An 18,329-nucleotide genomic window follows, 5' to 3' on the forward strand; every position below is an offset into this window, starting at 1 on the left:
AGCCCGCTCCATGGGCGGAGGATGCCCATTAGGTGGGGAATCTGCCGCGCCTAGGGGGCGCTGCCGAGGCGTGATCAGGCGGAGGATTTTAAATGGGCGAGCCAACAACAACCGCACCACCGTCCCAGGAGTTCGAGAAGGTCCTGAAGGATAGCTCCACCGAAGTGGCGTCGTTCGACACACATGAGAGGACCCCGCTGCAGAAGCTGCAGCATCTTCTCCACTCCAACCCTTCGGGCGTCTCGCTGATCGTTCTGGTGCTCTCGCTGATCATCTTCGGGGCGCTTCTGGGATCCAAGTTCTTCTCGGCTTTTTCGCTGACCCTGATCCTGCAGCAGGTTGCCATTACCGGCATCGTCGGAGCGGCGCAGACGCTCGTCATCCTGACCGCGGGCATCGATCTCTCCGTCGGCGCCATCATGGTGCTGTCTTCGGTCGTCATGGGGCAGTTCACCTTCCGCTATGGTTTGCCGCCTGGGCTTTCAATTCTCTGCGGCTTTGCAGTCGGAGCCCTCTGCGGCTACATCAACGGCGTGCTCATTGCGCGCATGAAGCTGCCGCCCTTCATCGTCACTCTTGGCATGTGGCAGATCGTGCTCGCCTCGAACTTCCTCTATTCGGCCAATGAAACGATCCGTTCTCAGGATATCGAAACGACGGCGCCGATCCTGCAATTCTTCGGCAACAATTTCCGGCTTGGCGGCGCGGTCTTTACCTATGGGGTCGTAACCCTGGTCCTCCTCGTCGCGGTGCTGTGGTACGTGCTGAACCATACCGCGTGGGGCAGGCACGTCTATGCGGTCGGCGATGACCCGGATGCCGCGCAGCTTTCCGGTGTCAACGTCAAGCGCATGCTGGTTTCCGTTTACGTCCTGTCGGGATTGATCTGTGCCCTGGCAGGCTGGACTCTGATCGGCCGCATCGGCTCGGTTTCTCCGACGGCGGGTCAGTTCGCCAATATCGAATCAATTACCGCGGTCGTGATCGGCGGAATTTCGCTCTTCGGCGGTCGTGGATCCATCCTCGGCATGCTCTTCGGCGCGCTAATCGTCGGCGTCTTCTCGCTCGGTCTCAGATTGCTCGGGACAGACGTGCAATGGACCTATCTGTTGATCGGTGTGCTCATCATCGCCGCCGTTGCAATCGACCAGTGGATCAGAAAGGTAGCAGGCTGATGGCTCAGGAACCCATCCTCACCGCCCGTGGGCTCGTAAAGCGCTATGGTCGTGTCACCGCCCTCGATCACGCCGATTTCGACCTTTATCCGGGCGAAATCCTTGCGGTCATCGGCGACAACGGCGCCGGCAAGTCGTCGCTTATCAAGGCGATTTCCGGCGCGATCCATCCCGACGAAGGCGAGATCCGGCTGGAGGGGCAGCCGGTACATTTCCGCACGCCGATGGATGCGCGCAAGGCCGGCATCGAAACGGTCTATCAGAACCTTGCCCTGTCGCCGGCGCTTTCGATCACCGACAACATGTTCCTTGGTCGCGAGATCCGCAAGCCGGGCTTCATGGGCAAATATCTGCGCAAGCTCGATCATGCGGCGATGGAGAAGGTCGCTCGGGCGAAGCTCACGGACCTTGGCCTGATGACGATCCAGAACATCAACCAGGCGGTCGAAACGCTCTCCGGCGGTCAGCGCCAGGGCGTGGCCGTGGCGCGTGCAGCCGCCTTCGGATCGAAGCTCATCATCATGGATGAGCCGACAGCCGCCCTCGGCGTCAAGGAGAGCAGAAGGGTGCTCGAGCTCATTCTCGATGTGCGGGCGCGCGGCTTGCCCATCGTGCTGATCTCGCACAATATGCCGCATGTCTTCGAGGTGGCGGATCGCATTCACATCCATCGTCTCGGACGGCGTCTCACCGTTATCAATCCGAAGGAATATTCGATGTCCGATGCGGTTGCCTTCATGACCGGTGCCAAGGCTGCGCCGACCGAGACTGTCGCTGCATGAATGCCACGCTTGGGACCATCGCCGGCGAAATCATCGCGCGCGCCGGCGATGCGAAGCGATTTATGATCGCCATTGCCGGACCACCCGGTGCCGGAAAATCGACATTGGCCGACAACCTTGTCGATGCCTTGCGGGCAAGAGGCGAAAGTGCCGAAGTCCTGCCGATGGACGGCTTTCATATGGACAATGCCGTGTTGACCGAGAAGGGGCTGTTGGCGCGCAAGGGTGTGCCGGAGAGTTTCGATGTCAGGGCATTCCTGGATATCATCAAGGCTGTCGCCGTCGCCGATCAGGAGGTGCTGGTGCCGGTCTTCGACCGCTCGCGCGAGATCGCCATCGCATCGGCGCGCGTCGTCTCGCCCGATCATCGCTTCATCGTCGTCGAAGGCAACTACCTGCTTTTGAGCCAGGGAAAATGGGCGGAACTCGAGGGCAAGTTCGACTATTCGATCATGCTGGCGCCGCCGATCGAGGTCCTAGAGCGACGATTGTGGGAGCGTTGGAAGGGCTATGACCTCGACGACGATGCCGCAAGCGCCAAGGTCTACGGCAATGATCTTCCTAATGGCCGTCTCATCCTGGACAATCGCCGCCCTGCGGATCTGACGATCGAGGCGGTTTAGATCGTACGTGGCCGTTGTTTTGTCATGGCCGATGGTGATATCGAGGGCGCGTAAAGATGACTGCCCGGAGATACTGCCATGGAAACGCTCACCATCCGCCGCCCCGACGACTGGCATCTGCATCTGCGCGACGGCGCGATGCTGCAAGGCGTGATCGGCGATACGAGCCGGCATTTCGCCCGCGCCATCATCATGCCGAACCTTGTTCCGCCGGTGGTAACGACGGCGGACGCAAAGGCCTATCGCGAACGTATCCTGAAAGCGCTGCCTGAGGGCGATCGTTTCGAGCCGCTGATGACGCTCTATCTGACCGAGCACACCAATCCGGACGATGTCGAGGAGGGCAAGAGGAGCGGCCTGATCACCGCAGTTAAACTCTATCCCGCCGGTGCCACGACCAATTCCCACAGCGGCGTGCGCGATATCGAGAGGGCCATGCCGGTTTTGGAGCGCATGGCCCGGATCGGCCTGCCGCTCTGCGTCCACGGTGAGGTGACGACGCCGGAGGTCGATATCTTCGACCGTGAGGCAGTTTTCATCGAGACCGTGCTCGACCCCCTGCGCCGGCGCCTGCCGGAACTGAAGATTACCATGGAGCATGTGACGACCGCCGACGGCATCCATTATATCAGGTCATCCAAGGCCAATCTCGCCGGCTCGATCACGACGCATCATCTCATCATCAACAGAAATGCCATCCTCGTCGGCGGCATCCGCCCGCATTATTACTGCCTTCCCGTCGCCAAGCGTGAAAAACACCGTCTTGCTCTGAGGGCAGCCGCCACGGGCGGGGACGGCCGTTTCTTCATCGGAACCGATTCCGCTCCGCATGTCGATCCGCTCAAGGAATGTGCCTGCGGCTGCGCCGGGATCTACACCTCGGTCAACACCATGAGCTGCCTGGCGCATGTCTTCGAGGAGGAAAATGCGCTCGACCGATTGGAGGCTTTCGCTTCATTGAACGGGCCGGCATGGTACGGATTGGCTCCGAATGAGGACAGGATCACTCTCGTCAGGCGTTCGGAGCCCGTCGCGTTCCCGTCTAAAATCGAAACAGGTGCCGGTCCGGTGACGGTTTTCGATCCGATGTTTCCCCTCTACTGGAACGTCGAGCCTTGAGGGCAGTGTTGGCTCAACCCTAACCTCCCAAAATTGAGCTTCGGGACGTGTCGCTCCAGCATGCTGCGGCCTAGAGCCGGATGATTTCAGGTCGAATCGACCTGAAATCTGAATCCGCCTCTAAATCAAAAAGTTGGAGCGGGATGTCGCCCGAAAACCGCGCACACTTTTCGGCATCCCGCTCCTGAAAACCCATGACTTTTAATGGATTGCGTAACGCATTCGACACCACTGTTAAGGTAGATTGCGCGGACCGAAAGCGCGGCGAAAGCCGCGGAGACCCGACGCATGATGCTGGACTACAATTCTCTTCTGCTGGCGCTGGGTGTCTCGGCGACCTGCCTTGCCGTCACTTTGATGGTAAGCTGGCTCACTCGTCGCGCGGATACTTTCCTGCTGACCGGTACCTGCGGCCTCGTCCTCGTCATAGCCGGCATCTTCGCCTACAGCGCCTATGTCGTGTTGCCCGATCGCCTTCTCGGTGTGGTGAGCTTCATCCTGTTTCTCGCCGGTTTTTCGGTCATTTGGGGGGCGGCCTATCAGTTCCGCACCGGCCGCTTGTCCCAATTGCGCATTGCGCTATGGACAGCTCTCGCATTTCTCGTGACGCTGCCGCCGATGATCGCGGGTTATGACGGCCTGGCATTCATTATCGACAATCTCGTCATCGCGATTCTTCTCTTCATGACGGCGTGGGAATATTGGCGCGGTTATGCGGAGGCGCCCGTGCCGGTTATGGGAATAACCGGCCTCTACACGCTGACCGCAATATCTTTCACACTCTGCGCGCTGATGCTCGTCTGGGATGGCAGACTTGTCCTGGGGGCCGCACCGGACAACTGGGCCGAAGATTTAAATATCGCCGTCTGCATTGCCGGCATGACGGGCATCGGCGCTCTGTCGCTCGCCCTTCATCAATGGCGGCTCGCGGCCAAACATCGCCTTGATGCAATGACCGATCCATTGACCGGCCTTCTCAATCGTCGTGCGCTGTTTGATCTCTACGGCCAGCGGTCATTCGGCACCTCCATGGCGGTTATCGTTTTCGACGTCGATCGTTTCAAGTCGGTCAATGATCAACATGGTCATGCGGCCGGCGACAGGGTTCTAAAGATCTTTGCGGCAGAGCTTTCCGCCCATTGCCGCCCGAGCGATGTCGCCGCGCGCCTCGGCGGTGAAGAATTTGCCCTCGTGCTGAAGGATGTCCTGCCCGGCCGGGCCGAAGTCGTCGCGGAACGGATACGCGGTTCATTCGAGACGCGCGAGATCGATATCGATGGCAAATTGCTGAGATGTACCGTCAGTGTTGGTGTTGCGTCGGGCACAGATCAGGAGGCGGATTTCGACGCCATGCTCAGCGCCGCTGACAATGCCCTTTACGCTGCAAAGCGCGGTGGCCGAAACCGCGTGGAGGTTGCGGGTTTCCTCCGTGCGGTCTCGCAGGATGCCTCGCTCAGCGCCTCCTGACTGCGCAAGCCTCTTAGACTAACCCCCTCAGGAAGGCGATCGACGCGAGCAGTGACGCTGCCGTGCGCAGATGGTTCCACCTTGTCCAGTCGCTAAGGTAGGCGGTCCAGAGCTGGGCCGCCTCCGCCGTGCGACCGTCGACCTTGTCCAGGGCATCGTTAAGGGGAACGTTGAAGACGATGGTCGAGAGGAAGCAGGTCACGAGATAGAGAACTGCACCCGCCAGCATGGCGACGCTTGCCGCCCCGCGCCAGTTAAGAACGGCCATAACCGCGATGACCACCGACAGAGCGGCCGTCAGCAGAAACAACACCATGAAAGGTGAACGCAGGATCGTCGTGTTGATCGACTGCATGGCAGCGATGCCATGCTCCGGAGGAATTCTGGAAAAGGCCGTCATGATGAAGGCCGAAAAGGCGAAGAAGATGCCGGCGATAAGGCCGCTGCCGATCGCGGCGACAATAAGGGCGAGGCTCGTAACCGGGTAGGTCATGGGCGCGCACTCCAGATGCCGGTCGCCGCCGTTTCCCGTGCGTAATCGAAAAAGTCCTTGGGCTTCCTTCCGAGCGCCTGCTGGACGCCGTCCATGACACGGGAATTGCGCCCATCGAGAACTTCAGTGAAAAGCTCATGCAGGAGGTCGGTTGTTTCCCTCGGTAGACCCGCCGCGGCCATCTCGTCGATGAATGTCTCCACAGGGACGGTCTCGTAATCTATCTTCCGTCCGCAGGCGGCGGCAATTTCGGACACCGCTTCACGAAAAGTCAGGGAGCGAGGTCCCGTCAGCTCATAGGTCCGGTTGCGATGACGCGGATCGAGGAAGGCTTCGACGGCGACATCCGCGATATCGTCGGCATGAACGAACGGTTCACGCACGTCACCTACCGGCAGTGCCAGCTTGCCCTGAAGGATGCCGTCCAGAAAGGCGCCTTCGCTGAAGTTCTGGCAGAACCAGGTTGCCTGCAGGATAGTGTGATCCACGCCGACCGCCTTCAGTTCCTCTTCGCTGCGAATAGCGCCGTCCTCGCCGCGGCCGGAAAGCAGGACGGTGTGCTTGACGCCGCAGCCAACCGCAGTCTTCGCAAAGGCGGAGATCGCTTCCGCCGCCCATGAGACGGCGAGATCTGGCTGGAACGTCACGTAGACGGCAGACGCTCCGGCAAGTGCCGAGCGCCATGTGTCGCGATCCTGCCAGTCGAAACGAGGTGTCGTCGAACGGGAAGCCGGGCGAGCCTTGAGGCCACGATCTTTCAGACGATTGGCAATGCGCGCGCCGGTTTTACCTAACCCCCCGACAAGGACAATTTCAGAATTTTGCATCGTGAAACTCCTTCCTCCGATTGAAATGCGATAATTTCTCGCATTTGCAAAACGTGATAACTTCTCTTATTTTGATTGTCAATTAAAAAAGGAATCGTTCATGTCGGAAGAACCGGTCGCAAGGCGCAGACGAAAGCAGGACCCGTCGGGACTGCCGCGGAGGATTCCGAGCCAGCGGCGTGGTCGCGAACGTGTCGAGCGGATTTTGTCAGTGGCGGCGGAACTGATCGAAAAGAACGGCAGCGACGGCCTGCGCATGAGCGATATCGTGGAAAAAGCCGATGTCTCCTTCGGCTCGCTCTATCAGTATTTTCCCGACAAGGCCGCAATCATCCGCATTCTTGCCGAGCGCTTCAACGAGCAGGGAAGACAATGCGTGGTGGAGGAGCTGGCGAATGTGGCAAATGCCAATGGCGTCAAACCGGCCCTCGGCAGCATCGTCGACGGCTATTATGCCATGTTTCGCAATGAGCCCGTCATGCGGGATATCTGGCATGCCACGCAGGCTGACAAGGTCCTGCAGGAGATCGACGCCGAGGATATGGAGTTCCATTCGCAGGCTCTTCTTGGCGTCCTGACGCGCCTCTGGCCGGAGCGGGAACCCGATGAGCTGGTTCGGATCGCCCGTCTGTGCATGCAGTTGATTGCGGCGGCCGTCCGCTATGCAATCGCACTCGATGAAAGGGAAGGGGAAAAAGCAATCGCGCTCTTCAAGGAGATGCTGCCAGCCGATATCGGCGCCCTCTCTGCAAGGTGACTAGATCACGATGATTTCAGGCCAATTCGGCCTGAATCTGAATCCTGATCGACATTAAAGAGTTAGAGCGGGATGTCGCCCGAAAACCGCGCACACTTTTCGGCATCCCGCTCTGGCAGGAGCTGCAAAGGATCATCTTTCGGCGAATTGGCCGGTTCCTTCTGGAAACCTTCGGCGCTTGCTGCTATTGCCGCGAGGACGTCCGAAAGCCGAAGGAGAGCGCCGCATGATCCAGACCACCTTTACCGACCGCGCAGTCATGGCCGAACTGTTGGCGAAGATGCTCTGGGAGATCAAGGCGGTGCATTTCAACGCCGAGACGCCCTACAAGTTCGCCTCCGGCATGGCGAGCCCGGTCTATATCGACTGCCGCAAGCTGATTTCCTATCCGCGTATCCGCTCGGCCGTCATGGACTTTGCCGCAGGCGTCATCCAGCGTGATGCGGGCTTCGAGCAGTTCGATGTCGTCGCCGGTGGCGAGACGGCCGGTATCCCCTTTGCGTCCTTCCTGTCGGAGCGACTCGGCCTTCCGATGATCTATGTGCGCAAGAAGCCGAAGGGACATGGCCGCAATGCACAGATCGAAGGCCACATGCCTGAGGGTGCCCGCGTCCTCGTCATCGAGGATCTGACGACGGCCGGCGGCAGCATGTTCACGTTCATCGATGCCATCCGCGCCGCTGGTGGCATCGTCGATCACGGCATAGCGCTGTTCTACTATGGTATCTTCAGCGAAGGTGAAAAGCGTTTTGCCGACGGTAACGTCAAGCTGCACTACATCGCCACCTGGCGCGATGTCCTTGCGGTGGCGAAGGCCCAGAAGCTTTTCGACGACAGGACGCTGGCGGAGGTGGAATCGTTCCTCGATGCACCGCTTGCATGGTCCGCACGCCACGGCGGTATCTCGTCACTTTGAGATACGAGCTTTGCTTTTGCCGTAATTTTATCTAATCGATTTGAAGATTGAATGCGGAGACAGGATCTCCCGGGAGGATGGAATGATATTGTGCTGTGGTGAAGCCCTGATCGACATGCTGCCGCGGGATACGACGCTCGGCGAAAAGGGCTTTGCTCCCTATGCCGGAGGCGCCATTTTCAATACCGCGGTGGCGCTTGGCCGCCTCGGCGTGCCGACAGCCTTTTTCACCGGGCTTTCCGACGACATGATGGGCGATATCCTGCGTGAGACGCTGGTCGCAAGCAAGGTGGATTTCGGTCCTTGCGCGATTGTAGCCCGTCCGTGCACGATTGCCTTCGTCAAGCTCGTCAACGGGCAGGCAACCTATGCCTTCTACGATGAAGGCACCGCAGGTCGTATGATTACCGAGACCGACCTGCCGGTTCTTGACGACCGCTATGAGGCGCTGCATTTCGGCGCCATCAGCCTGATCTCCAGCCCTTGCGGCGAGACTTACGAAACATTGATGCAGCGGGAACATGTAAACCGCGTGATCTCGCTCGATCCCAACATTCGTCCAGGCTTCATCAGGGACAAGCAGGCGCATATGGGGCGCATCACCCGCATGGCCGCGATGTCGGATATTCTGAAATTCTCGGATGAGGACCTCGAATGGTTCGGCGTCGAAGGCGACCATGACGCACTCGCTGCCCATTGGCTGAACCACGGCGCCAAGCTCATCGTCATCACCAGGGGTGCGGAAGGTGCGACGGGCTATACAAAGTCGCTGAAGGTCTCCGTTCCGAGTGAACGCGTCACCGTGGTCGACACGGTCGGAGCCGGCGATACCTTCGATGCCGGCATCCTTGCCTCGCTGAAAATGAACGATCTGCTGACGAAGGCGAAGGTTGCGTCTCTCGGGGAAGAAGCGCTGCGCGACGCCTTGGCCCTCGGGGCAAAGGCGGCTGCCGTCACCGTTTCCCGCGCCGGTGCGAATCCGCCCTGGGCGCATGAGATCGGGCTTTGAATTAAAAGGTTAGATTCGCCCCTCACCCTAGCCCTCTCCCCGCTTTGCGGGGCGAGGGAACGATCGAGCAAGCGGCGGTGACGGTAGACCAACATCGCCGTGAGGGACGAGGGAGGGTGCGACTCCCCCTTCGCCCCGCTTGCGGGGAGAAGGTGCCCGAAGGGCGGATGAGGGGCCGTTCCAGCCCTCTTACTTCGCCAGTTTCGCCAGCGCCGCGACGAGGCCAGCCGTCGAAGAATCGTGCTTCGCAGCACTTTCCTTGCCCTCGATAACCGGCAGCAGGCCGGTGGCCAGTTCCTTGCCGAGTTCGACGCCCCACTGGTCGAAGGAATTGATCCGGAAGAGCACGCCTTCGACGAAGACGCGATGCTCGTAAAGCGCGATCAGTCGCCCAAGTGCATAGGGCGTCAGCTTATCGTAGATGAAGGTGATCGACGGACGGTTGCCGGTGAAGACGCGGTGAGGCGCGATGAAGGCCGCCTGCTTCTCGTCCATCCCCTTGGCGGTAAGCTGCGCCTTGGCCTCTTCGAAAGTGCGCCCTTTCATCAGCGCTTCCGATTGCGCCAGGCAGTTCGCCATCAGGAGCTGATGCTGGTGACGCAGCTCCGGCTCGAAGGCGTTGGCGGCGATCATGAATTCGCCCGGAATGATATCGGTACCCTGGTGGATAAGCTGAAAGAAGGCATGCTGGCCATTGGTGCCGGGCTCGCCCCAGACGACCGGACCTGAAGAACCGACAACCGGCGTGCCGTCGACGGTCACGCCCTTGCCGTTCGATTCCATGTCGAGCTGCTGCAGATAGGCCGGAAAGCGCGACATCCGCTGGTCGTAAGGCAGGACCGCACGGGTGCGGTATCCCAGAATATTGCGCTGATAGAAGCCGATGAGGCCGAGCAGCATCGGCAGGTTCTTCGTGATCGGCTCCTTGCGGAAATGGTTGTCGACCGCGTGTGCACCGTCGAGGAATTTGCCGAAATTTTCCGGGCCGATCGCGATCATCAGCGGCAGGCCGATCGCCGACCAGATGGAGTAGCGGCCGCCGACCCAGTCCCAGAAACCGAAGACACGCTCGCTCCCGATACCGAAGGCTGCGACCTTGTCGAGCGCGGTGGAAACGGCTGCGAAATGATGCTGCACGGCAGCTTCGCCGAGCGCCTTGGCGATGAAGGCGCGCGCCGTCTGCGCGTTGGTCATCGTTTCAATGGTGGTGAAGGTCTTGGACGCGATGATGAAAAGCGTCGTTTCCGGCTGCACCAGCTTCAGGGTGTCCGCGATATGGGCGCCGTCGATGTTGGAGACGAAATGGGCGCGAGGGCCGTCATGGAAGGGGGCGAGCGCCAGCGTGGCCATCGCCGGGCCGAGATCGGAGCCGCCGATGCCGATATTGATGACGTCGGTAATTTTTTTGCCCGTCGCACCTTTCAGGGCGCCGGAGCGAATTCCGTCGGCGAATTTGCCCATCGCAGCGAGCACCGCGTTGACTTCGGGCATCACATCCTTGCCGTCGACGAGCACCGGTGTGTTGGAACGGTTGCGCAACGCTGTATGTAGGACCGCACGGTTTTCCGTGAAGTTGATCGGCTTGCCTGAGAACATATCGTCGCGCTTTGCTTCGACGCCGCCAGCCTCTGCAAGCTTCACCAGTAGGCCGAGGATCTCGTCATTCACGGCGGCCTTTGAATAGTCCATCAGCAGATCGTCGAGCGATGCGCTGAAGCGGGAGAAGCGCTGTGGATCGGCGGCAAAAGCGGCGCGAATATCCGTGGACTTGGTGGCACCGGCGGTGCTCTTCAATTGTTCGACGATGGTTTGCATGGAAGACTCCTTGAGGTGCGGAGAAGGTCGCGGAAACTATTCGCTTTGTGCGGCTTAAATCAAGTTCGCGCTCGGGGAGAAATGTAAGAAAACCGTTCGCCGGCAAGAGCGAACGGCAGAATAAATGCCTGAATAAAATGACGGTCTGATAAATGCATGTCGTGCAAAAGTGTGCAGCTGCTTTGCGGTAACGACATGCATGAAAACCATGGAGCGGCGCGCATGCGAACGAACCCACGAAGGACGCTCCACTTCTTTAATTTCAGAGCATCTTCTCTAGCCGCGCAATTCCTTGCGCAGGATCTTGCCGACATTGGATTTTGGCAGCTCAGTGCGGAATTCGATAAGGCGCGGCCGTTTGTAATTGGTGAGGTTTGCGGCGCAATGGGCCCTCACATCCGCCTCCGTCAGACCCTGATCCTTCTTGACGACGAACAGCTTGACGACCTCGCCGGCATGTTTGTCGGGCACGCCGATCGCTGCCGCTTCCAGGATGCCGGGATGCATAGCTGCGACCTCCTCGACCTCGTTCGGATAGACGTTGAAGCCGGAAACCAGAATCATGTCCTTCTTGCGGTCGACGATCTTGGTAAAGCCGCGCTCGTCCATGAAGCCCATGTCGCCACTGCGGAAAAATCCGTCCGGTGTCATGACCATGGCGGTCTCCTCAGGCTTCTGCCAGTATCCAGCCATCACCTGCGGCCCGCGAATGCAGATCTCGCCGACTTCGCCTGATGGCAGGGAATTGCCGTCGTCATCACGGATGTCGAAATCCGTGGAGGGCAGGGGTAGCCCGATGCTGCCCGTGAATTCCGGAGAATCGAAACGATTGGCGCTCGCGACCGGCGAAGTTTCCGAAAGTCCGTAGCCTTCCGTTATCCAGGTCCCGGTCATCTTCCGCCAACGCTCCGCAACCGGTCTCTGGACGGCCATGCCGCCGGCAAGCGTGCTGAGATGCGAAAGGTCGAGCTTGGCGAAATCGGAATTGTTCATCAACGCGTTGAAGAGCGTGTTGAGGCCGGGAAAGATGTCGAAACGGTATTTGCCGAGTTCCTTGACGAAGGCGGGGATATCACGGGGGTTGGCGATCATCACGTTGTGGGCACCAAGCGAAAGGCCCATCAATGAATTCACGGTCAGCGCAAAGATGTGATAGAGCGGCAGCGCGCAGACGAAGGTCAGCACCTCAGGACGCGCCTTCTCCCCGTAGGCCGAGTTAAGCCAGAGCGAGAGTTGTAGCTGGTTTGCCAGCAGATTGGCATGCGTCAGGATCGCGCCCTTCGCCACACCCGTCGTGCCGCCGGTATACTGTAGAAAGGCGAGGTCGCTGCCCGAAAGCTCGACAGGCTGAAGAGAAAGGCGCGCACCTTCGGTCAGCACGCGGGAAAAGCGCTTGTGCTCCGGGATCGACCAGTCGGGCACCAGTTTTTTGACCTTACGCACGACATAATTAACGATGTAGCCCTTGAGGCCCAGCATCTCGCCCAATGACGTCACGACGACATGGCGGATATCGGTCTTCACCAGCACCCGTTCGACCGTATTGGCGAAATTTTCCAGCACGAAGATCGCCTTGGCTCCCGAATCGTTGAGCTGATGTTCCAGTTCGCGCGGCGTATAGAGCGGATTGACGTTCACGACGACGAGACCCGCCCGGAGAATGCCATAGACTGCGATCGGGTTCTGAAGGATGTTCGGCATCATCACCGCGACGCGATCACCCTTTTGCAGCCCTATCCCCTGCAGCCATGCGGCGATTTTCCAGGTCTGCTCGTCGAGCCGCCGATAGGTCATCGCCTTTCCCATGCTGGAGAAGGCGAGCCTGTTGGCATAGCGCGCGCACATCTTTTCGAAGAGTTCGGCGAGCGAAGCGTATTCTGGCGGCGGAATCTGTGCCGGAACGGCATCCGGATAGGAAGCAAGCCAGATTCTTTCGCGTGCCTGATCGCCCGAAGGGGCGGGAATACTGTTCATGCAGGGTCTCCTCCCAAGAGCGCGGCCGCAGGCCGGTCCCCAATATGCCCGGCCGGAAGTCCTCCGCTTACCCGCCTGGCAGCTTATGCTTTTGCCTGAACGGTTCAAGCAGCACAAGGCTATAATAACTTTAACGTAAACGTCAATTTATTGATGCGCTAAGGGCGAGATGTCGAAAAATGCGCGCGCCTTTTTGGGCAATATCCACCCTAACTTTTGAGCGGAGAGACGGATCCAGATGTCGGGAAATCATCCGGCTCTGGGCTGACGTTATGCCGGAACCTTGAAGCAAAGGGCGCGTTTTTACAGATAGAAAACAATGAGGAACCAACATTGAAGGAGATGTACGATGCTGCACGAGGACGCTGACAACACTCGCCGTGATCCCGAAGTGAAGGACACGCCGACGCTGATCGCCAGTGATCGCGTCGAAGGTACCCGGGTCTATGGTGCGGACGGTAGGCATATCGGTTCCATCGAACGACTGATCCTAGAAAAGCGCGGCGGCCGCGTGGCTTATGCCGTACTGAGCTTCGGCGGCTTCCTGGGCCTGGGTCAGGACCATTATCCCCTGCCATGGGAGAAGCTGAATTACGACGAACAGCTCGATGGCTATAGGATCGACCTGACGAAGGAAGAGATCGAAGGCGCACCGAGCTATGCGGATGACGACGACAGCTGGTACAATAATTATAATCGCCGGGTCTATGACTATTACGGCGTTCCACCCTACTGGATGTAGTCCTCATCCGCACGGATGAAACGGCGCGGCCCCGCATTTGCGGGGCCTTCTGATTCTACCGATATCGGCCGTGGCGCTGCAGCACTTCGATCTTGTAGCCATCCGGATCCGTGATGAAAAAGAACAGCGCAAACAGCTTTCCGTCGCGAGTGAGCTCGATCAGCTTGCCGGGATTGAGGCCGAGCTCGCTCAGACGCTTGTGCTCCACCGCGACTTCATCAACGGAAAAGGCGAGATGGCCATAGCCGTCGCCCGGCGCATAGGGTTCGGTTCGCCCCTTGTTGACGGTCAGCTCCAACTCGAAGCCCGTTTCACGATTGCTGAGATAGATCAGTGTAAAGGTCTCGAAATCGGCCCGGTCGGCCACCGAAAGACCGAAAGCCTTGCCATAGAAATTGACGGACCGCGCCTCGTCCACGACGCGGATCATGGAATGGATCATCTTGGCCAAGGCAAAGCTCCTCTTTGTCGACATGGAGAAACGAGGGCCTTGGTTATCCGCTCTTTTTAACCATCTGCAAGCCTATTCTTGTCGTAATTGCCCGTTCAACCAGCCCCATGGCATCATAGATCAACACGGCCATCAGGCCGACGATCAATCCGCCCTGCAGGATGAAGGCCGTATTGTCGGAAATCAGCCCGGCAATGATGACCTCTCCAAGGCCCTTGGCGGCCACAGTCGAGCCGATCGTCGCCGTGCCGATATTGATGACGGTCGCCACCTTGAGGCCTTCGAGAATAAGCGGCAGCGCCAAAGGCAGCTCGACGGAAAACAACCGCTGGCTTGCACTCATGCCCATGCCGTCAGCGGCATCCAGGACAGAGGCGGGCACCTGCCGGAGGCCTGCGACCGTATTCTCGAAAATCGGCAGCAACCCATAGAGGAAAAGAGCGATCAGTGTCGGCACCATGCCGAAGCCGGTGGCCGGAACGGCGAGTGCCAGAACGGCGACGGGTGGAAAGGTCTGTCCGGCATTGGCGATGGCACGGGAGAGTGGCAGGAATTCCGCGCCGGCTTCGCGCGTTACGAAGATGCCGCCGAGTACGGCGAGAACGGCGCTGCCGGCAATCGAAATAGCAATCAGTTCGAGGTGACCGGCCGCAAGCGAGGCGAGACTGTTCTGTGTATAGATCGCGGGCGCGTTGTTGCGCGTGAGCGGCACGAGCATGAAGGACAGCCACTCCGTCCTGAAGAGCAGGACCAGGAGCAAGGCCAGAGCGGCCAACCGAAAGAGATTGGCGCTTGCGTTGTTCATGATTTGCGACCCAGTTCCAGGAGCCGCGTCATCGTGATGGAGCCGATGGGCTCCTTCCCGCCGTTTTCGACCGCGGCCTCGTCGATGCCCTGCCAGATCATCTCCGCCAGCGCATCCCTGAGGCTGAGAGACTGCGGCAGCACATGGCGCAGTGCCGCCTTTGGCGCTTCCATATTCTCCTTGAGTGGCAGAAGCGACATCAGTTTCAATGCCCGGTCAGACGTCCCGGTCAGCTGCTGCACGAAGGGATCGGCCGGTGCAGTCAGGATTTTTTCAGGGGCCGAACATTGCAGCAGCTTGCCCTCGCTCATGACAGCGATCTGATCGCCGAGATGAAAGGCTTCGTCCATGTCGTGCGTGACAAGGATGACTGTCGTTCCGAACTGCTTCTGGATGGCGATGAGGTCATCCTGCGCTTTGCCCCGGATCACCGGGTCGAGCGCGCCGAAAGGCTCGTCCATCAGCAGCACTTCCGGCTCGGCGGCGAGCGCTCGCGCCACGCCGACGCGCTGCTGCTGGCCGCCGGAAAGCTGGTGCGGATACTTGGTCGCGAAAGTCCCGGGATCGAGATTGAAGAGCCCCAGCAATTCTTCGACACGCCGGTCGATGCGTGCGGAATCCCAGCCGAGAAGCTGTGGCACGGTGGCGATGTTCTGTGCGACCGTCCGATGCGGAAAAAGGCCATGCCCCTGAATGGCGTAACCCATTTTTCGGCGAAGCTCGGTTGCCGGCACGTCCATGACGTTCCGCCCGCCGACGAAGATCTCGCCGCTGGTGATCGGCACGAGCCGGTTGATCATGCGCATCAGCGTGGATTTGCCGGAACCCGAGGTTCCGACCACTGCCGTGATGGTTCCCTTCTCGACATCCATGGAGACATTGTCGACAACGGCTGTGGAACCGTACCGCTTTGTGAGGTTCCGGATCTCGATCATGTTCATGAGGCATTCCCCCGGATGCTGTCGATGACCGCATCGAGGATAACGGCCGATGAGAAGGCGAGGAAGACGGTGGGCACAGCGCCGAGCAGAACGAGGTCCATGGCCGTCTGCCCAAGGCCCTGGAAGATGAAGATGCCGAAGCCGCCGCCGCCGATGAGCGCGGCGATCGTGACCAGGCCGATCGCCTGCACCAGCACGATGCGGATGCCGGTCAGGATCACGGGAAAGGCAAGCGGCAGATCAATTCGGGTAAGGACCTGCTGCCGCGTCAGCCCCATGCCTGCGGCGGCGTCGCGCACGGAGGGATCGACCCCTTCCAGCCCGACGACTGTATTGGCGACGATCGGCAGCAGTGAATAGAGCACGAGCGCGATCAAGGCGGGAGCGGCGCCGATGCCGCGTATGCCGATTTCGGCGGCAAGCGGCACATGCGTCGCCAGATAGCCGAGCGGCAGCATCAGCAGGCCGAAGAGCGCGAGGCTTGGGATAGTCTGGATCAGGCTTAGCCCCTGGAGCACGGCGGCGCGCAGTCTCGGTAGCCAGAAGCAGAGGATGCCGAGCGGCAGGCCGATTACGATGGCGATGGCAAGGGAGCCGAAGGCAAGCAGCAGATGCGCCAACGCTTCCGTCCGGAACTGAGCCGAGCGCGTCGCGAACTCCTTCATGATTGACAGGCTGTCGAGCAGGCCGGAAGCGAGGCTGATGCCAATCAGAGCGGTATAGGCGACGAGCGCCGCGACACGCATCCATGGCGCCAGCTGGATCTTCACCAGGGCATCGGAAATGATGAGGCCAAGTACGGCGAACAACACCCAGAAACTGCCTCCGGGGGTGATGCGTGCAACATTGCTGCCCGGCGGTGTAGCGGCCGCTGACACCAGGCCGATCGCCACAACCAGCGCTGCGAGGCAGAGCGTGGCAATCACAAGTCGGATGAGAGCGTTTCTCAGAAGAAGCGTAGCCAGGGCCGTTAGCAACAGCATCAGGAGGAGGAGGATTGCGGAAGGCTCTCCGAGAAGCTGCGGCAACAGCATCGGCTTGCCGGAGGCGATGCGGTTCGCCTTCACGAAGATGAAGGGCATCAGCACCGTCGCCGCGGCGCCTGTCGCCACGAGAACCACGCCAAGGCGATCCAGCTTTCGGACCGCAATGCTGTCTTCCATCCACTGAACCCCGCTCTACAGCGCCACACGTCTTTCAGAAGCACAAAGGTCGTTGTAGCACTTTGAATTGCTGCATGTTTTTATCCTTAAGCCGATTCCGGTTTAAGGATAAATGCCGCAGACAGGAAACGACCCCGCTCTGGATAGAGCAGGCGGGGCCGTATCAGCTTATTTCAGGAAGCCTTTTTCCTTGAGATAGCCTTCGGCGACCGATTTCGCCGGTTCACCGTCGACCTGGATCTTCGCATTAAGCCTCCGCAACTCGTCGGCGGTCAGGCTCTTGAAGATTGGGGCAAGGATTTCCTCAATCTTCGGATTGGCCTTCAGCACCTCCTCGCGGATGATCGGCGTTGGGGCATAGACCTGCTGCACGCTCTTGTCATCCTCGAGCACCGTCAGTTCGGCGGCTTCGATTGCGCCGTCGGTGCCGTAGACCATGGCTGTGTTGACGCCATTCGTCTGGTCGGCGGCCGCCTTGATCGTTGCGGCCGTGTCACCGCCGGACAGAACGACCATCTGGTCCGGTTTCAGTTGGAAACCGTAGGTGGTCTGGAAGGCCGGCAGCGCGCCGGCGGAATTGACGAATTCGGAGGATGCCGCGAGCTTGACCTCGCCGCCGCCTGAAACCCACTTCCCGAAATCGGACATGGTCTTGAGATTGTTGGGGCCGGCGACATCGCTGCGTACCGCAAGCGCCCAAGTGTTGTTGGCCGGCGACGGCGTCAGCCAGACGATCTTGTTGGCCTCATAATCGAGCTTCTTGGCCATCTCATAGCCCTGGTCGATATTCTTCCAGGCGGCGTCATCCGGCTTGTTGAAGAAGAACCCGGCATTGCCGGTATATTCCGGATAGATGTCGATCTCGCCGGCGGTTATCGCCTTGCGCACGACCGGCGTGGCGCCAAGTGCGATCCTGTCCTGCGTCTTGATGCCGTTGGCCTCGAGCGCCAGCGTGATAACGTTTCCGAGCAGCGTGCCTTCGGTGTCGATCTTCGATGAAACGACGACGTCGGCCGCTTCGGCTGCAGCTGCCGCAAAGGCGGCGAGCGAAACGGCAAGTACAAGTTTCTTCAGCATGAATTGTCCCTCCTGATACCATTGCTCATCGCGGCGTCCCGGCCGAAACCGTCCGCGCCTCATTTCATATCCGGCCTGGTAGCCCAGGCTGTCATGGCATCCAAAATAAACTGCGTCATGAAATAGCGTGTCCCATCGAAAAATCGATGTGGGTCCCTCCGGGTATTTGCTTTCGCTACACGAATATGGCCCC

18 protein-coding genes are annotated in these 18,329 nt (G+C 59.6%); 9 read left to right on the plus strand and 9 right to left on the minus strand.

Annotated elements, in window-relative coordinates:
• Positions 1-92 precede the first annotated feature (92 nt).
• The 5 genes from AAE029_RS15395 to AAE029_RS15415 all read left to right on the plus strand — a co-directional run bounded on the left by AAE029_RS15395 (position 93) and on the right by AAE029_RS15415 (position 5,166).
• Entirely contained in the window at positions 93-1,175 is a 1,083-nt protein-coding gene (locus AAE029_RS15395) for an ABC transporter permease (protein ID WP_371073730.1), read from the plus strand.
• Positions 1,175-1,957, plus strand: coding sequence for an ATP-binding cassette domain-containing protein (locus tag AAE029_RS15400; protein ID WP_371073731.1), 783 nt, complete (start codon positions 1,175-1,177; stop codon positions 1,955-1,957). The genes AAE029_RS15395 and AAE029_RS15400 overlap by 1 nt, the downstream gene beginning before the upstream one ends.
• Complete coding sequence (locus AAE029_RS15405) at positions 1,954-2,580, plus strand: nucleoside triphosphate hydrolase (RefSeq protein WP_371073732.1); 627 nt, start codon at positions 1,954-1,956, stop codon at positions 2,578-2,580. Before AAE029_RS15400 ends, AAE029_RS15405 begins: the two co-directional genes overlap by 4 nt.
• A gap of 78 nt (positions 2,581-2,658) precedes the next feature.
• Complete coding sequence (gene pyrC, locus AAE029_RS15410; protein ID WP_371073733.1) at positions 2,659-3,699, plus strand: dihydroorotase; 1,041 nt, start codon at positions 2,659-2,661, stop codon at positions 3,697-3,699.
• 288 nt (positions 3,700-3,987) lie between these two features.
• The gene (locus tag AAE029_RS15415) at positions 3,988-5,166 is read left to right on the plus strand and encodes a diguanylate cyclase (protein WP_371073734.1); all 1,179 of its coding nucleotides are present in this window, start codon (positions 3,988-3,990) and stop codon (positions 5,164-5,166) included.
• A gap of 13 nt (positions 5,167-5,179) precedes the next feature.
• Here the strand turns inward: AAE029_RS15415 and AAE029_RS15420 are convergent, their stop codons facing one another.
• Together AAE029_RS15420 and AAE029_RS15425 are read right to left on the minus strand one after the other, a co-directional pair.
• Positions 5,180-5,659: a DUF1772 domain-containing protein gene (locus tag AAE029_RS15420; protein WP_371073735.1), complete on the minus strand. Its 480-nt coding sequence runs from the start codon at positions 5,657-5,659 to the stop codon at positions 5,180-5,182.
• Positions 5,656-6,486 (minus strand): NmrA family transcriptional regulator, encoded by an 831-nt coding sequence (locus AAE029_RS15425; protein WP_371073736.1) that lies wholly within the window; start codon positions 6,484-6,486, stop codon positions 5,656-5,658. The genes AAE029_RS15420 and AAE029_RS15425 overlap by 4 nt, the downstream gene beginning before the upstream one ends.
• Before the next feature lie 100 nt (positions 6,487-6,586).
• On the opposite strand from AAE029_RS15425, the gene AAE029_RS15430 reads away from it, so the two are divergent.
• The 3 genes from AAE029_RS15430 (at position 6,587) to AAE029_RS15440 (ending at position 9,168) form a co-directional block, all read left to right on the plus strand.
• Complete coding sequence (locus AAE029_RS15430; protein WP_371073737.1) at positions 6,587-7,243, plus strand: TetR family transcriptional regulator; 657 nt, start codon at positions 6,587-6,589, stop codon at positions 7,241-7,243.
• A gap of 226 nt (positions 7,244-7,469) precedes the next feature.
• The gene (locus AAE029_RS15435) at positions 7,470-8,159 is read left to right on the plus strand and encodes an orotate phosphoribosyltransferase (protein WP_371073738.1); all 690 of its coding nucleotides are present in this window, start codon (positions 7,470-7,472) and stop codon (positions 8,157-8,159) included.
• A gap of 82 nt (positions 8,160-8,241) precedes the next feature.
• Positions 8,242-9,168 carry a carbohydrate kinase gene (locus tag AAE029_RS15440; protein WP_371073739.1) on the plus strand — a complete coding sequence of 309 codons (927 nt, stop codon included), beginning with the start codon at positions 8,242-8,244 and terminating at the stop codon, positions 9,166-9,168.
• 189 nt (positions 9,169-9,357) lie between these two features.
• Here AAE029_RS15440 and pgi read toward each other — a convergent pair whose 3' ends face one another.
• Both pgi and AAE029_RS15450 read right to left on the minus strand, forming a co-directional pair.
• Positions 9,358-10,983 (minus strand): glucose-6-phosphate isomerase, encoded by a 1,626-nt coding sequence (gene pgi / locus AAE029_RS15445; RefSeq protein ID WP_371073740.1) that lies wholly within the window; start codon positions 10,981-10,983, stop codon positions 9,358-9,360.
• A gap of 276 nt (positions 10,984-11,259) precedes the next feature.
• On the minus strand, positions 11,260-12,957 hold the full coding sequence (locus tag AAE029_RS15450; RefSeq protein ID WP_371073741.1) for a long-chain fatty acid--CoA ligase: 1,698 nt from the start codon (positions 12,955-12,957) through the stop codon (positions 11,260-11,262).
• Positions 12,958-13,306: 349 nt separating this feature from the next.
• Here AAE029_RS15450 and AAE029_RS15455 point away from each other — a divergent pair, with 349 nt between their 5' ends.
• Entirely contained in the window at positions 13,307-13,699 is a 393-nt protein-coding gene (locus AAE029_RS15455; RefSeq protein ID WP_371073742.1) for a PRC-barrel domain-containing protein, read from the plus strand.
• A gap of 55 nt (positions 13,700-13,754) precedes the next feature.
• On the opposite strand, the gene AAE029_RS15460 is transcribed toward AAE029_RS15455, so the two are convergent.
• The 5 genes from AAE029_RS15460 to AAE029_RS15480 all read right to left on the minus strand — a co-directional run bounded on the left by AAE029_RS15460 (position 13,755) and on the right by AAE029_RS15480 (position 18,136).
• The gene (locus tag AAE029_RS15460; RefSeq protein WP_371073743.1) at positions 13,755-14,150 is read right to left on the minus strand and encodes a VOC family protein; all 396 of its coding nucleotides are present in this window, start codon (positions 14,148-14,150) and stop codon (positions 13,755-13,757) included.
• 43 nt (positions 14,151-14,193) lie between these two features.
• Positions 14,194-14,955 carry an ABC transporter permease gene (locus AAE029_RS15465; protein ID WP_371073744.1) on the minus strand — a complete coding sequence of 254 codons (762 nt, stop codon included), beginning with the start codon at positions 14,953-14,955 and terminating at the stop codon, positions 14,194-14,196.
• On the minus strand, positions 14,952-15,896 hold the full coding sequence (locus tag AAE029_RS15470) for an ABC transporter ATP-binding protein (RefSeq protein ID WP_371073745.1): 945 nt from the start codon (positions 15,894-15,896) through the stop codon (positions 14,952-14,954). The genes AAE029_RS15465 and AAE029_RS15470 overlap by 4 nt, the downstream gene beginning before the upstream one ends.
• A complete protein-coding gene (locus AAE029_RS15475) occupies positions 15,893-17,059 on the minus strand; it encodes an ABC transporter permease (protein ID WP_371073746.1) in 1,167 nt (388 codons plus the stop codon). Before AAE029_RS15475 ends, AAE029_RS15470 begins: the two co-directional genes overlap by 4 nt.
• A 168-nt stretch (positions 17,060-17,227) precedes the next feature.
• Positions 17,228-18,136: an ABC transporter substrate-binding protein gene (locus tag AAE029_RS15480; RefSeq protein ID WP_371073747.1), complete on the minus strand. Its 909-nt coding sequence runs from the start codon at positions 18,134-18,136 to the stop codon at positions 17,228-17,230.
• Positions 18,137-18,329 lie beyond the last annotated feature (193 nt).

It is taken from the genome of Sinorhizobium sp. CB7, assembly GCF_041357635.1.
In the GTDB taxonomy this organism is placed as follows: Bacteria; Pseudomonadota; Alphaproteobacteria; order Rhizobiales; family Rhizobiaceae; genus Rhizobium.